This window comes from Geomonas subterranea (genome assembly GCF_019063845.1).
In the GTDB taxonomy this organism is placed as follows: Bacteria; Desulfobacterota; Desulfuromonadia; order Geobacterales; family Geobacteraceae; genus Geomonas; species Geomonas subterranea.
The window spans coordinates 149,656-163,625 of the sequence record NZ_CP077683.1 but is presented as its reverse complement, the minus strand read 5'-3'; the positions used below and the strand labels follow the sequence as shown (position 1 = coordinate 163,625).

At 60.6% G+C, this 13,970-nt stretch carries 13 protein-coding genes; 10 read left to right on the top strand and 3 right to left on the bottom strand.

The features are described 5' to 3' along the window. Positions 1-140 precede the first annotated feature (140 nt). Entirely contained in the window at positions 141-1,091 is a 951-nt protein-coding gene (locus KP001_RS00680; RefSeq protein WP_217287685.1) for a divergent polysaccharide deacetylase family protein, read from the bottom strand. Between the two features lie 367 nt (positions 1,092-1,458). Between KP001_RS00680 and KP001_RS00675 the strand changes: the two genes are divergently transcribed. The 4 genes from KP001_RS00675 (at position 1,459) to KP001_RS00660 (ending at position 5,381) form a co-directional block, all read left to right on the top strand. Next, positions 1,459-1,878, top strand: a complete 420-nt coding sequence (locus tag KP001_RS00675) for a bacteriohemerythrin (RefSeq protein ID WP_217287684.1) — start codon at positions 1,459-1,461, stop codon at positions 1,876-1,878. Positions 1,879-2,071: 193 nt separating this feature from the next. Further along, entirely contained in the window at positions 2,072-2,803 is a 732-nt protein-coding gene (gene ric, locus KP001_RS00670) for an iron-sulfur cluster repair di-iron protein (protein ID WP_217287683.1), read from the top strand. Between the two features lie 494 nt (positions 2,804-3,297). Next, positions 3,298-4,014 (top strand): c-type cytochrome, encoded by a 717-nt coding sequence (locus tag KP001_RS00665; RefSeq protein ID WP_217287682.1) that lies wholly within the window; start codon positions 3,298-3,300, stop codon positions 4,012-4,014. Beyond that, entirely contained in the window at positions 4,011-5,381 is a 1,371-nt protein-coding gene (locus tag KP001_RS00660) for a cbb3-type cytochrome c oxidase subunit I (RefSeq protein ID WP_217287681.1), read from the top strand. Before KP001_RS00665 ends, KP001_RS00660 begins: the two co-directional genes overlap by 4 nt. Positions 5,382-6,235: 854 nt before the next feature. Here KP001_RS00660 and hcp read toward each other — a convergent pair. After that, positions 6,236-7,885 (bottom strand): hydroxylamine reductase, encoded by a 1,650-nt coding sequence (hcp, locus tag KP001_RS00655; RefSeq protein WP_217287680.1) that lies wholly within the window; start codon positions 7,883-7,885, stop codon positions 6,236-6,238. 199 nt (positions 7,886-8,084) lie between these two features. Here hcp and KP001_RS00650 point away from each other — a divergent pair, with 199 nt between their 5' ends. Further along, on the top strand, positions 8,085-8,252 hold the full coding sequence (locus KP001_RS00650) for a hypothetical protein (RefSeq protein ID WP_217287679.1): 168 nt from the start codon (positions 8,085-8,087) through the stop codon (positions 8,250-8,252). A gap of 5 nt (positions 8,253-8,257) precedes the next feature. Here the strand turns inward: KP001_RS00650 and KP001_RS00645 are convergent, their stop codons facing one another. Then, positions 8,258-8,917 (bottom strand): hypothetical protein, encoded by a 660-nt coding sequence (locus tag KP001_RS00645; RefSeq protein WP_217287678.1) that lies wholly within the window; start codon positions 8,915-8,917, stop codon positions 8,258-8,260. 504 nt (positions 8,918-9,421) lie between these two features. Between KP001_RS00645 and KP001_RS00640 the strand changes: the two genes are divergently transcribed. The 5 genes from KP001_RS00640 to KP001_RS00620 all read left to right on the top strand — a co-directional run bounded on the left by KP001_RS00640 (position 9,422) and on the right by KP001_RS00620 (position 13,746). Then, positions 9,422-10,825 carry a cbb3-type cytochrome c oxidase subunit I gene (locus tag KP001_RS00640; RefSeq protein WP_217287677.1) on the top strand — a complete coding sequence of 468 codons (1,404 nt, stop codon included), beginning with the start codon at positions 9,422-9,424 and terminating at the stop codon, positions 10,823-10,825. A gap of 12 nt (positions 10,826-10,837) precedes the next feature. Beyond that, positions 10,838-11,701 carry a cbb3-type cytochrome c oxidase subunit II gene (locus KP001_RS00635; RefSeq protein WP_217287676.1) on the top strand — a complete coding sequence of 288 codons (864 nt, stop codon included), beginning with the start codon at positions 10,838-10,840 and terminating at the stop codon, positions 11,699-11,701. 1 nt (position 11,702) lies between these two features. After that, positions 11,703-11,873 (top strand): cbb3-type cytochrome c oxidase subunit 3, encoded by a 171-nt coding sequence (locus tag KP001_RS00630; RefSeq protein WP_217287675.1) that lies wholly within the window; start codon positions 11,703-11,705, stop codon positions 11,871-11,873. Between the two features lie 167 nt (positions 11,874-12,040). Continuing rightward, on the top strand, positions 12,041-12,526 hold the full coding sequence (locus tag KP001_RS00625; RefSeq protein WP_217287674.1) for a c-type cytochrome: 486 nt from the start codon (positions 12,041-12,043) through the stop codon (positions 12,524-12,526). Positions 12,527-12,573: 47 nt separating this feature from the next. Then, a complete protein-coding gene (locus tag KP001_RS00620; RefSeq protein WP_239027861.1) occupies positions 12,574-13,746 on the top strand; it encodes a 4Fe-4S dicluster domain-containing protein in 1,173 nt (390 codons plus the stop codon). Positions 13,747-13,970 lie beyond the last annotated feature (224 nt).

The following is a 13,970-nucleotide window of genomic DNA, read 5'->3' as shown; positions in this document are numbered from 1 at the left end:
CGCAGGTGCCTGTCCCCTTTATGCTTCCAACCCAGAACCCGGGACCACTATCTCCCTCATGGCGTCGCCCTCACCCGCCCTGCGGGCACCCTCTCCCAAAGGGAGAGGGGATGGGCGGGCAATGTGTAAGGAGCAAGGTTCTAGTTGGTCAGCTCCGACGCGTGGACAAAGGTGATGCCGCTTTTGGCCAGTTCGGGCATATAGACCTTGAGGGCTCGCATGGTTGCAGGGTGCGGATGACAGATTGCTATCGCCGCACCCTTTTTTCTTGCCGTGGCTGCGGCCTGGGCCAACTGCTTGCCGATGGCGCCCTCGTCCTGCACGTTGTCCAGAAACACCTGTCGCACCGCACACTTCATCCCCAGCGCCTTCGCCTCCCGGTAGCCAACCGAGGCCGGAGAGGTCTTGCTGTCCACGAAGAAGACCCCCTTCTCCTTCAGCACCTGCAGCACCACCTTCATCTTCGCCGCGTCCTGGGTGAAGCGCGACCCCATATGGTTGTTGGCGCCGACGGCGTGGGGCACAGTGGCGAAGTAACTCCTGATCCGGTTCGCGATCTCGCCGTCGTCCATGGCAACCAACACTCCCACCGACTCCAGCTTCTGCTTGGGATACCCCTCGGGCTCCATCGGCATATGCACCATCACCTCGGCGCCCGCCGCGTGCGCCCCTTCAGCCACCTGCTTTGCGTGGGCAAGGCTCGGGATCACCGAGTAGGTGAGCGGCTGCCCGATCGACTGCAGCGTCTTCAACTCCTGCATGCTGGTTCCCATGTCATCGATGATGATGGCGAGACGACCGGGACCTGTGGCCTTGGGGAGTGCGGCCGGATGCGGTTTGACCGCCGGCGCCCGGGAGGTGGAAAGTTTCTGCTGCACCGGGGGCGTCCGTTCGGGCATCGGCTGGTGCTTCGAAGCGCTGACCGCGGGCTTGGCGGGAGGCTGGGACGGCGGAGAGGGCTTCTTGAAGTGCTCCAGCAGGAAGAAAGCCGCGGCTATAAGTAGTGCGACTATCAAAAGCGCCAAAAGCGGCGTGCGTCCACCGCCCGGTGCGGGTTTACGTCTGTTTACGGCCTTACCCCTTTTTGCCACACACACCTCCGACGGGATGAGCGCATGGCAACCAGGAGTTGCAGCAGCGCCCGCCCCACGACATCATTTTAATGTGAGATAGCATGAGGCGCAGTGGCATTGCAAATGATTTGCAAAGGAGAGTCCTTGAGAAAGAAAAAGGGGGAGGCTGGTTCATCACGTAATGCCACCCCCTGCTTGGAGAGCAGGCACCGGCGCGCCATGGCGGACGCGGACATTTCCAACGGACTTTCAAGGGCTTTGCCTCTCCCGACCAATTCAACCACGACTGTCGTGCCCCTCCCTCCTCCCCCCGACGAACATTAAAGATATTGATAAAAGCGAGGAGAGTAATGTATATACAGCGGAGACTGTTACGGAGGGATGTATGTTGGTGGAGTGGAGAGACGATCTCAGCATCGGGATGCTGGAGATCGATGTTCAGCACAAGCTTCTTTTCGACAAGTTCAACGCCTTCGTCAACGCCTACCAGAATAACCTGGACGTGGAAGAGATCATGCGCATGTTCTGGTTCCTCGAAGCCTATGCCGTGACGCACTTCAAGGAAGAGGAGAAGTTGATGCAGCAGGTCCGCTACCCGGACTATGAGAAACACCGCGAAAAGCACCTTGCCTTCATCGACCAGATCAATCTACTGAAAGAGCGCCTTAAGGCGGAGGGAATCTCCCAAAGCGTTGTCAGCGCCATGACCAACTTCATCACCAGTTGGCTCATCGACCACATCTCCACCATGGACCGCGCCATCGGCCGGTTTGTCAACAGCGCCGCCTCCCCCCGCCTCCCCTGACCATCATCCATCTTCCGCCCGCGCCGGCGCCCCCGGCGCTGCCAGACCACCCACCCCGCACTACCTGCCACTTTTTGATCTGGATCATACTCTAAACTGCATATAGTGTTACCATGGGTCTCAAGGGGGAACACACCCCGCAACGTCCGAACCGGCCGCTCTGCCATAGAAGAGCCGCCAAGGGAGCGACACCATGGAAAAAACACATCCGGAACCAGTCGCAGCAACCAACGTGGAAACCGTAGGCACGGTGGTCGCCAGGGATTTTCGCACCGCCGAAGTCTTTGAAAAATACGGCATCGACTTCTGCTGCGGCGGCAACATGCCGCTGGCACAGGCCTGCCGGGAAAGAGGGATCGACCTCGCGTCGCTCCAGCGCGACCTTGAAGAGGCAGGTTCCCGCCCGCTGGAGCGCAGCCAGAACTACGACGCCTGGGAACTCCCCTTCCTGGCCGACTACATCGTCAACGCGCACCACGGCTACCTCAAGGAGAGCATCCCGACCATCACCGCCTATGCCAACAAGATCGCCCAGGTTCACGGCCCCAACCACCCCGAGGTGGTGCAGATCGCCGAGATCTTCGGCAAGGTGGCGGCCGACCTGATGCAGCACCTGGAAAGCGAGGAGGGACAACTCTTCCCGGCCATCAGGAAGCTGACCGAAATGAGAAAGGAAGGTGGAGCGCCCAACCCGGAAGAGATCAAGAAGCTGAAGGCGGTCCTGGCGGAACTGGGCCACGAGCATGACGAAGTCGGGGCCGCTGTGCACGAGATCCGCCGGCTTTCCAAGAACTATGCGGTGCCCGCGGACGCCTGCAACACCTTCATGGTCACCTATCAGAAGCTGAAGGAGTTTGAGGACGACCTGCACAAGCACGTCCATCTGGAGAACAACATACTGTTCCTGAAAGCCGGTAAGCTGTAGCGCAACCGCAGCGTGCCGTCACGGCGCACGTTCATCCGGGGATTCCGGCAAACGCTCTCCCTGGTCCCCCCTCCCGCTCTCCCCTCGCGGGAGGGGGTTAGGGGGAGGGGCGAGGCGCCACCTTTTCCGGGCATCGCGGCTTCGCCCACCTGCCGTAAGGGAGGGGCCACACGTTACGAACAGCCAAAAAACAAGGAGCACTTTATGACCGTCATAGTAGCAACGTTCGCCTTTTCCTGGCTCGCCATGGCGGCCATTTCGCTTTGCCCCCTGAGGCAGCGCAAAGATTAAAGGGGTGCAGCCACTCCCACATTAGTTTCTCCCCAGTACATCACCCGAAGGCCAGCGGCCCCGAAACCGGATCACGACAATCCTTTCGGGGCCTTATTTATGGCGCCGGGTTGACATCCCCCCTCCTCACGATATCCTTCCTGCTGTCAATCATTAGATTAATCTAACCATAGTCACCAAACACACCACAAAAGGAGGGCGGTATGACCGGAAAAACAGCCCGGCTGATCTTCTGGGTGGGAACCCTCACCTCGGCAGCGATCTTCCTCTGGCAAACCTACGATTTCCACATGCAGACCCCCAAGTTCACCCACACCGACAAGCTCAACGAACAGGTCGTAGCCGGCAAGAAGGTCTGGCACAAGTACAACTGCAACGACTGCCACACCATTTTGGGCTTCGGGGGGTACTACGCACCCGACATGACCAAGGCGTTCTACCGGCTGGGGGAAAACAACATCGCCTCCATCGTGCAGCACCCCGACGTCATGTACAAAAACTCCTTCAGGAAAATGCCCCAGCTTGGTGTCAGCGAGACGGAGACGAGGCAGCTGGTCAGCTTCCTGCGCTGGGTGGGGGAGATCGAGAACCGCAAGTGGCCACCGCAGGACGAGAAATTCGTCGAAGCCTATAAACTGCGTGAGTCCCAGCCGCAGAAGCTGGACAAGGTCCACCTGGTGCTGCAGGCGTGCGGCGGCTGTCACACCTTCGAGAACCAGGGGCGCAACGTCGGGGGAGATCTCACCACCATCGCCAACCGGATCACCTACGACCGCCAAACCCTCATCAACTACATGATCAACCCGCAGTCGGTTCGTCCCGGCGTGACCATGCCGCCGCAGGACGTGAGCCCGCAGACCGCAGGCATCATCGCGGATTTCCTGCTGAGCCTTAAGTCGAACAAGGAGGTGAGCAAATGATGCTGATCGAATACCAAAGCCAGCGGGTGTCACTGTGGTACTTCCGCATCGCCCTGGTGCTCTTCATACTGCAGGTGATCTTGGGGCTGTGGCTCTCCATCAACTACGCCTTCACGCTGCCGCAGGACCTGGTCAACGTCTTCCCCTTCTCCACCGCCCGCGCGCTGCACACGAACCTCCTGGTCGCCTGGATGCTTCTGGGCTTCATGGGAGGCACCTACTACATCCTCCCTCCGGAATGCGCCCGGGACCTCTACAGCGAAAAGCTCGCCTACCTGCAGCTCGCCATCTTCGTCGGCACGGCGGTGACGGCCGTCGTGGGCTTTCTTTTCGGGTGGACCCAAGGCAAGCCGCTGCTGGAAATACCCCTCCCACTGGACTGGCTCATCGTGGTCGCGGCTCTCATCTTCATCGCCAACGTCGCCATGACCATCATAAAGGCCGAGGTGCGCACGGCGCTGCAGTGGATGCTCCTGGGCGGGGTGACCTTCCTGGCGCTCATGTACCTGTTCGGGATGCCCTTCTACCAGAACCTCAACACGGATTACTACTACTGGTGGTGGGTCATCCATCTCTGGGTGGAGGGGGCCTGGGAAGTGGTGACGGCGTCCATCGTCGCCTACATCATCATGCGCGTGACCGGGGTGGACCGTAAGGTAGTGGAGAAATGGCTCTACGTTGAAACCGGCCTCTTCCTCTTCACCGGCATCGTCGGCACCGGCCATCACTATTACTGGATCGGCGCCCCCGACTACTGGCTCTGGTGGGGGGGCATCTTCAGCGCCCTCGAGCCGCTCCCCATCGTGCTCATGGTGGTGGACACCTGGATGCACGTGCGGGAGCGCAAAAACCCGATCGTGAACCCGCTCACCTGGTACTACATCATCGGTCTCGCCATCTACCATCTGGTCGGCGCCGGGCTTTGGGGCTTCATGCACACGCTGCCGCCGATCAACTACTACACCCACGGCAGCCAGATCACCGTATCGCACGGGCACCTCGCCTTCTTCGGCGCCTATGCCCTCTTGAACCTCACCATCTTCTATTTCGCCATGCCGCGCCTCAAGGGGATCAACAAATACCAGGACCGGCTGGGCAAGTGGGGCTTCTGGATCACCACCATCGGCATGTTCGTCCTGGGGCTCGTCTTCGGCATCGCAGGGATCCTGCAGACCTACCTGGAGCGGTTCCTGGACATCGGTTACAGCACCGCGCACCTCACCATGATGTTCTGGTTCCGGGTCGCCTTCGGCGTCGGTCTCGTCTTCCTTGCCGGCGTCATCATCACCGTGTACCACCTCTTCACCATCAAGCCGTCCGCGATCCCCGCCCCCGAACCGGTGGTCGCGCCAGCCTCCGACATCTGATGCCTGCCAAACAAGGAAGGGACCATACGCCTTGGTATGGTCCCTTCACCTTTCTCCGTCTATTATCCAGTCGACTCTTTAAATCCGCCCCGCCAGCGAGCGAGCTGCGCTTGCAGTTATTTTAAAATAGGGCTGCTTTTTCTAATGTAAGGTCCATTTTAAAATAAAGCAGGGTCGCTTTTTCTAATATAAGGGTGCATTTAAAATAAATATGGGCTGCCGTAATGCAAAGCAGATGCCTCATCAACTGATGAGGGGCGTATTTAAGGTTTCGCACACCCGGTTTATTTTGCAGCAGTGCTCCTTTTTACGGAAGACACCCTTGTTGCTTTCTAACGCCCCCCTTTTTTACCTGCAACAGGGTCGTTCGATAAACGCTACAGGGCACTTTAAATTAATGAGCCCTCCGAGTAATTTAAACACGACCTTGTTTAAATTAACTATGACCTTCTTTTTTTTAACAGGGGTCTTAGTTAATTTAAAAAGGGTCTTACTTATTTTAAAGAAGGCCTTACTGATTTTAAATGCGAGGCGGGAGCAGTAAAAGCGGGGCGTGCCGAATTTGCCGCGACCCCGCACGAATTGTAAGGGACGCTTCCTAAATTCAAATCCCCCCTGTCCCCCCTTTCGCAAAGGGGGGAACGCGAGTTCTACTGAAGCGCTTGGTGAAATATGGTCGGCGTCTCCAGCATCCCGGATGGACAAAAAAAGGCGCCAGGTCTGCCCGGACCTGGCGCTAAAGGAGCTACATCTGCTCTGGTGCTGCGTGCTGCTACTGCAGGGACCGGCTCACGCCGGTCCCCCCTTCGATTACTGCCCAAGCCCCGCGATTACTGTCCGAGGCTCATGATCCTTTACTGACCCAGACTCGCTTTTAGGTCCGCGTCCACGCTGCCGATCTGGCCGATGTTGAAGTTGTCGACCAGGAACTGCAACACGTTGGGCGACAGGTAGGCGGGAAGCGCCGGTCCCAGCTTGATGTTCTTCACCCCCAGGTACAGCAGCGAAAGCAGGATGACGTGCGCCTTCTGCTCGTACCAGGAGAGGATGAAGGAGAGCGGCAGGTCGTTCAGCCCGCAGTTGAAGGCGCCGGCCAGGGCCGATGCGATCTGCACGGCGGAGTAGGCGTCGTTGCACTGACCGACGTCCAGAAGACGCGGGATGCCGCCGATATCGCCGAACTCGAGCTTGTTGAAACGGTACTTGCCGCAGGCAAGGGTCAGGATGACGCAATCCTTGGGCACTTTCTCGGCGAACTCGGTGTAGTAGTTGCGCCCGCTCTTCGCGCCGTCGCAGCCGCCGATCAGGAAGAAGTGCTTCACCGCTCCCGCCTTCACCGCCTCGATCACCTTGTCCGCCACGCCGAGCACCGCGTTGTGACCAAAGCCGGTCAGGATCTCCTGACCCGGTGCGTCCGGGAGGTCCGGGCATTCCAGTGCCTTGTTGATCACCTCGTCGAACTTGTAGCCGGTGAGGTGCTTGGCGCCGGGCCAGCCGACCTCGCCCCAGGTGAAGAGGCGGTCCTTGTAGCTGTCCGCCGGGCGCTGGATGCAGTTGGTGTTGAAGATGATGGCGCCGGGGAAGTTCGGGAACTCCTTGGCCTGGTCCTGCCACGCGCCGCCGAAGTTGCCGTAGAGGTGCTGGTACTTCTTGAGCCCGGGATAGCCGTGGGCCGGGAGCATCTCGCCGTGGGTGTAGATGTCGATCCCCTTCCCTTCGGTCTGCTTCAAGAGCTCCTCGAGCATGCGCAGGTCGTGGCCGGAAACGAGGATCCCCTTGCTCTTACGGGTGCCGAGCTGGACCTTGGTGGGAACCGGGTGCCCGTAGTGCTCGACGTGCCCGGTGTTCAGCATCTCCATCACCTTGATGTTCAGCTTGCCGCACTCCATGGCGATCCCCACGAAGTCCATGAGCCCCTTCCCGGTATCGGTGGTGGCGGCAAGGGCGCTGTGGAAGAAGGCGAACACTTCCTCGTCGGTCTTGCCGAGGATGAAGGCGTGGTTCGCGTAGGCGGCCATCCCCTTAAGGCCGTAGATGATGATCTCGATGGCGGAGAGTATGTCGGGGTCGCTGTGCTGGCTCTTCACCCCCTGCACCTGCCCCTGCGCAACCAGCCCCTCCAGGTTGTCGGCGATGACCCACGCTGCGGGGCCGTCGGTGATGGCGGGGGCGGCCGCGCCGTTCTTGGCGCGGTAGGCGCTTTCGTACATCGCCTTCACCTGCTCTTTCAGGTCGTAGCACTTCCTCAGCTTGCCGGCCAACTGCACCGGATCGAAGTCGACGTTGGTGACGGTGGTGAAAAGCCCCTCGATGAGGAACATGTCGGCGACCGTGTTGCGGGCGTCGAACGCCCTTGCCTTGTCAGCGTAAATGGCCAGTCCTTTCAGCCCGTACATCATGAGGTCCAACAGCGCGGCGACCTCGGGGTTCTTGCCACACACCCCCACTACGTCGCATCCGGTACCCTTGGCGGCCTGCTCACATTGACGGCAAAACATCGACATATGTATTCCCCCTTTTCTATTGAACTCACTAGGAAATTTCGAAAACTGTTTTACTATATCTGGAAAGAATTCCATTTCAACAACCGTCTGCCCAAAAATCGAATTAAATCAAACTAACAGAACAACAGGTATTCTCAGCCGGCAGAATATACTTAGCAAAGACAGAACATTGGCTGTCAATGCCAGAGGAGCTTTGGATATGGGAAAGGACACGAAGACGCTATGCAAGTGGGACAAGGACGAAATAAAGGACAATCTGAAGGAACTTAAGAAGATCGTCGCGGAGCCGCGCTACGTCTGCAAGAAATGCGGGCGCGCGGCGAAGAAAGAGGAACACCTCTGCAAGCCTGACCCCCTGGAAAAGTAGGAAGGCTAGGACGGGTGCGTGGACTCGCCCGGCACCTCGTTGAGCCACTTCATCATGGCGCTGCTCACCGGGTTGCGCTTGCGGAACTCGTTGCGCACGAAATCCATGAGCTTGTTCAACAGGTCCTCGAACTGCCCCCATTCCTTTTTCAGGTCGTCGACGGCGAGAGCGTTCTGCGGTTCCCTCTGCACCCGGCGCAGCAGTTCCTCCAGCCGCTCCTGCGCCGTTTTTTGCTGAGTCAACAAATCCTTGCCGGTCCTGGTGAATTCCTCTGACAGAAAGAGGCTCTGCTTCTGGAAGATCTCGGAGAAGCTCTCGCCGGTCCCCCTGATGGTCCTCAGCTGTTTCTCCGCCTGGGCCCGCTCCCCCTGCCCTATGGAGGCAAGGAACTCCCTCCCCAGCCGCAACTGGTCGATCAGGTTGGCGTACAGCCTCGCCAGCGCGTCGGACTTGTTCTCCTGCTGGACGATCTGCTCGCAAAGCCCCTCCCGGAACAGCTTCAGGGCCCGCTCCGTCTCGCTCTTCATGCGCACCCTGAATTCATGGCAGCTCTGCTGGGTCACTTGCCTGATGAAGAAGTTGACCGCCCAGTAGGTCGCCGCGATCCAGAGAACGACCAGGGTCGCTCCCGCCGCACAGTAGTAGAGCAATTCGCTGGTACTCATATGGCTCCTCCGCGCCTGCTCGCTCTCCGTAGAAAGAGGCGACGCCAAGAATTAGTTAAAGGAGGAGCCCGTCACAGTCAACACAGGCACTCCGATAGTTTTCCTATCGGCATCCGCGCCGGTTTCTGCAGGCAAAAGAGACGGGCTTGAACCGGCAACAAGCAAATCCCCCCTGTTCCCCCTTCGCAAAGGGGGGGACGCTTTGTCACAGGCAACGGTTACCGGCAAACATTCTCCACATTCCCAGGAGTTCACTCGAGAACCAAAATGACTACGTATACAGGAGGAGCGCTTGCTAAACGGCGATTACAACTTAAACTAACACTTTGTTATTGCAGGATCATTGGACGTTACTCTGACACAATCCCCGGTTCAATCAGACAAAATCGCGGCAGTTCCTATATTTATGACATAAGCTTGCGGCTACCAAGCAACGGGTTTCGGCACAGCAGATCCGTCGTTCACATGTCGCCGCACTGATCCATTCATCTCCAGGAGGACGGCATGAACCAACAGGAAGGGTACGCTGACGACATCGTCAAAGGGTTTGTGATCTGGAGCATGGTGTGGGGACTGGTGGCCGTGCTGGTCGGCGTCTTCATCTCGTTCCAGATCGCCTTCCCGCAGCTCAACTTCCCCCCCTACCTCACCTACGGCCGCCTGCGCCCGATCCACACCAACGCCGGGATCTTCGGCTGGGGCATCGGCAGCTTCATGGCCTTCTTCATCTACATCACCCAGCGCCTGACGCGAACGAGCCTGTGGAGCCCGGGGCTCGCCAAGGCCCAGCTCTGGCTCTTCAACATCGTCATCGCGCTCGCCGCCGTCACGCTGGCCATGGGGATGAACCGCTCCAAGGAGTATGCGGAGCTTGAGTGGCCGGTGGCGAGCCTGGTCGTGGTGCTCTGGGTGATCTTCGCGGTGAACATCGTGATGACCATCGTGAAAAGGCGCGAGGAGCAGATGTACATATCGCTGTGGTACATCCTCGCTACGCTGGTCGGGGTTGCGGTGCTTTACCTCGTGAACAACGCCTCCATTCCCGTCTCGCTCACCAAGTCCTACTCCGCCTACGCCGGCGCCAACGACGCCAACGTGCAGTGGTGGTACGGGCACAACGCGGTGGCCATGGTGCTCACCACGCCGCCTTTGGCCATCTTCTACTACTTCCTTCCCAAGACGACCGGCGTCCCCATCTACAGCCACCGGATGGGGGTGATCGCCTTCTGGAGCCTCATCTTCATGTACCTCTGGACCGGTGCGCACCACCTGCTCTGGGCGCCGGTCCCCGACTGGGTCCAGACCCTCGCCATGGGCTTCTCGGTGATGCTGATCGCCCCCTCCTGGGCCGCGGTCTTCAACGGCTACTTCTCCATGAACGGCCAATGGCACCAGATGCGGGAAAACTACCTGGTCAAGTTCCTCATTTTCGGCATCACCTTCTACGGAATGCAGACGCTGCAGGGGCCATCCCAGTCGATCCGCACCTTCTCCGCCTTCATCCACTTCACCGACTGGGTGCCGGGGCACGTGCACATGGGGACGCTGGGGTGGGTCTCGCTGGTCCTCTTCGCCGCCATCTACTACACCATCCCCAGGCTCTACCACACGGAGATCTACAGCGTAGGACTTGCCAACGTGCACTTCTGGCTGGTCCTCACCGGGCAGCTCATCTTCTCCATCACCATGTGGATCGCCGGCGTGCAGCAGGCGGCGATGCTGAACGCGACCAACCCCGATGGCAGCCTCCACTACAGCTTCATCGAGACCATGGTGGAACTCTACCCGTACTGGCACATGCGGGCCGTCGGCGGGGTGATCTATCTCGCCGGGCTCCTCGTCTTCCTCTACAACATCTACCAGACCATCACCGGCGGCAAGGCCCAGGCCGCGGCGCAAAGAGCCTAGGGAGGAGACGCCATGATAGAGAAGAAGCCCATCATATTCCTGCTCCTCGCCACCGCCACCATCCTGGTCGGCACCATCATCACCATGGTGCTCCCCTTCCGGTGGATCAACGACCCGAAGCTCGCCATCGCCTCGGTGAAGCCCTACACCCCGCTGCAGTTGGAGGGACGCGACATCTACATCCGCGAGGGGTGCAACAACTGCCATACGCAAACCGTGCGCCCGCTCCTCTCCGACACCGAGCGCTACGGCGAGTACTCGAAAAGCGGCGAGTTCGTCTACGACCAGCCCTTTCTCTGGGGCTCGCGCCGAAACGGCCCCGACCTCGCCCGTATCGGCGGCAAGTACCCGGACGCCTGGCACGTGAAGCACATGAAGGACCCGCGCTCCATGGTGCCGCGCTCCAACATGCCCGCCTACGACTTTTTGAACCGGCCGCTCGACACGAGCCTCTCCGAGAAGAAGATGAAGGCGCTCAGGTTCCCCTACACCCCGGCCGACATCCAGGCGCTGCAGGGCAAGAGCGAGATGGACGCCATCATCGCCTACATGCAGAAGGTGGGCAACGACATCCCCTGGAGAAAGACCGGCACCGCCGCGGTGCTCGGCGAGCTGAAGAACCCGTTCCAGGACAACATGAGCGTCCTCCCCGAGGGGCAGAAGCTCTACGCCGAACACTGCGCCCAGTGCCACGGGATCGAGCTCAAGGGCGAGGTGGGGCCGGACCTGCGCGACATGGACCAGCCTGACTCCAAGGTATTCTCCAGCGTCTACGGCGGCATCGCCGCCGGCGGCATGCCCGCCTTCGGCGACACACTGGGCAAGGAGCGCACCTGGAAGGTGGTCACCTACCTGAAGTCGGTGCACAAGCACTGACATGGACAGCGCGAGCATCTACTACCTGGGGGTGACCCTGCTCCTCTTCCTGATCTTTGCGGTCATCGTGGTGCGCACCTACAGCCGAAAACACAAGGCCAAGGGGGAGGAACCGAAGTTCCGGATGATGGACGACGATAAACCGAAAAAAGAGGACAATAGCGAAAAATAGGAAAAACTTGGTGCTCTAGCCTCCCCCTCCCTTGACGGGAGGGGGCCGGGGGGTGGGTGAAGCGGCCCAATGTGAAGATGGTGGCGTCTTCCCCAACCCCCTAGCCCCCTCCCGCAAGGGGAGGGGGAACTGAGCAACATCTTCAAAAATAAGCAAAGGAGGACGCGATGTCCGACGAAAATAAAGAGTACGACGGCATCAAGTACCGCGCGGAGAAGAACTCCCCGCTCGTGTTCAGGATCCTGTTCTTCGGCCTTTTGACCTGGGGCATCATCTTCATGGCGTACTACCTGTTCAGCGGCTGGACTTCGTACGGCGAGTACGCCGAGATCAAGAAGGCCAAGGAGGCGCGCCTGGCCGTGCAGACACCGGGCGCGGGACAGGCGGTCCCGGCCCACGAGGAGATCAGGAGCACGGACCTCATCGCGGCAGGGAAGAAGGAATTCGCCGCCCGCTGCGCATCCTGCCACGGCGCCGACGGCAAGGGGGGGATCGGCCCCGACCTGACCGCCAAGCAGTTCAAGTACGGCAGGACCGCCCCCGAGGTGACCGCGAGCATCAGTGACGGGCGCCCCGGCGGCATGCCCGGCTTCAAGAACGAGCTGTCGGGCGACAAGATCCAGGGGGTGGTGCAGTACGTCCTGTCGCTTTGAAGGCCGCACCGCTGAAAAAAGGGCGCGTCGGGCCGTGGCGCCGGGGCGTGCAGTGGTTTGCCACCCTGCTCATCCTGTCGATCCCGTTTATCCGTCCAGGCGGGGAATCGCTGCTGCGCCTGGACGCGGGAACGAGGACGCTCCTCTTTTTCGGCGCCAAGCTGCGCATCGAGGAGTTCTACCTCTTCCTCATCGTGGTGCTGATCCTGGTCTTCGCCTTTTTGTTCGTCACCATGCTCTTTGGCAGGGTCTGGTGCGGCTGGCTCTGTCCGCAGACCACGCTCGGTGACCTGGCCGACTGGATCGACAGCCGGACCTCCACCCTCCCCGCGCTGCCGCGGGGGGTGGTGAGGCAGCTTTGGCACCTCGCCCTCTCGGCGTTGGTCGCCGCCAACCTGGTCTGGTACTTCATCGCGCCGCCGGAATTCTTCGCGAGGCTCGGCTCGGGGAGCTTGGGAGCGGTGGCGGGAATATCCTTCGCCGTGACGGCGCTCGTGGTCTACCTCGACCTTGCGTTCGTGCGGCGCCGGTTCTGCAAGACCGTCTGCCCCTACGGCCGCATCCAGCTGATGACCATGGAGCGCGGCACGCTCACCCTGGAGTTCGACCCGGAGCTTAGGGAAGCCTGCCTGCGTTGCGGCGCCTGCGTCAGGGCCTGCCCGACCGGGATCGACATCCGCGAGGGGCTGCAGATAGAGTGCATCAACTGCGGCCGCTGCCTGGACGCCTGCCGTGATGTTTTCGCCAAGCGCAGCAGCGGCGGGCTGATCCATTACACCTTCGGGCCGGCGGGCGCCGACGGGTCGCGGCCGGTGAACAAGAAGGCGCTCCTTCTGGGTGGCGTGCTCCTGTTTCTGGTGGGGCTCCTGGTCGTGGGGGTGACCACGCGCAAGGAGGCGACACTCAAGGTGCAGCGGGCCGAAAGCGGCGAGGTGAAGCGGCTGCCGGACGGCTCGCTGGTGAATTTCTATTCCGCCTTCCTGGAGAACCGCGGCGGCGAGGCCCGGAGCTTTTCGCTGGAGGCGGCGCCGCTTGCGGGGTACCGGGTGGAGCTGGTCGGGCCGGTGCGGGGCCTGGAGCTGGCCGGCAACGCCAATCGGAAGATCGGCTTTGCGCTGAAGCTCAAACCGGAGCCGCCGCAGGGGACGCTGGTGGAGCTGAGGCTCGTGTCGGGCGGGAAAGTGGTGGCGTCGAGCCCGCTGCCGGTCGCGGCGCAGTAGCGCCCTCCCCCCTAGCCCGCTGCCGGTCGTGGTGCGGTTGCGCCGCGCCCCTGCCGCTGCCGTTCGTGGTGCGGTTGCGCCGCGCCCTCACCCCTGCCCCTCTCCCGGAGGGCGAGGGGTAACCGAGCTGGAATCAAGATCGAAGCCCACCCATCCCCTCGCCCTCTGGGAGAGGGTGGCCGGAGGCCGGGTGAGGGGCTTTTCAAGGGCTTTTCAATGAAGGA

Coding starts and splice junctions, on each gene's coding strand:
- KP001_RS00675 (WP_217287684.1), top strand. CDS start 1,459: ATGTTGGTGGAGTGGAGAGACGATCTCAGCATCGGGATGCTGGAGATC.
- ric (WP_217287683.1), top strand. CDS start 2,072: ATGGAAAAAACACATCCGGAACCAGTCGCAGCAACCAACGTGGAAACC.
- KP001_RS00665 (WP_217287682.1), top strand. CDS start 3,298: ATGACCGGAAAAACAGCCCGGCTGATCTTCTGGGTGGGAACCCTCACC.
- KP001_RS00660 (WP_217287681.1), top strand. CDS start 4,011: ATGATGCTGATCGAATACCAAAGCCAGCGGGTGTCACTGTGGTACTTC.
- hcp (WP_217287680.1), bottom strand. CDS start 7,885: ATGTCGATGTTTTGCCGTCAATGTGAGCAGGCCGCCAAGGGTACCGGA.
- KP001_RS00650 (WP_217287679.1), top strand. CDS start 8,085: ATGGGAAAGGACACGAAGACGCTATGCAAGTGGGACAAGGACGAAATA.
- KP001_RS00645 (WP_217287678.1), bottom strand. CDS start 8,917: ATGAGTACCAGCGAATTGCTCTACTACTGTGCGGCGGGAGCGACCCTG.
- KP001_RS00640 (WP_217287677.1), top strand. CDS start 9,422: ATGAACCAACAGGAAGGGTACGCTGACGACATCGTCAAAGGGTTTGTG.
- KP001_RS00635 (WP_217287676.1), top strand. CDS start 10,838: ATGATAGAGAAGAAGCCCATCATATTCCTGCTCCTCGCCACCGCCACC.
- KP001_RS00630 (WP_217287675.1), top strand. CDS start 11,703: ATGGACAGCGCGAGCATCTACTACCTGGGGGTGACCCTGCTCCTCTTC.
- KP001_RS00625 (WP_217287674.1), top strand. CDS start 12,041: ATGTCCGACGAAAATAAAGAGTACGACGGCATCAAGTACCGCGCGGAG.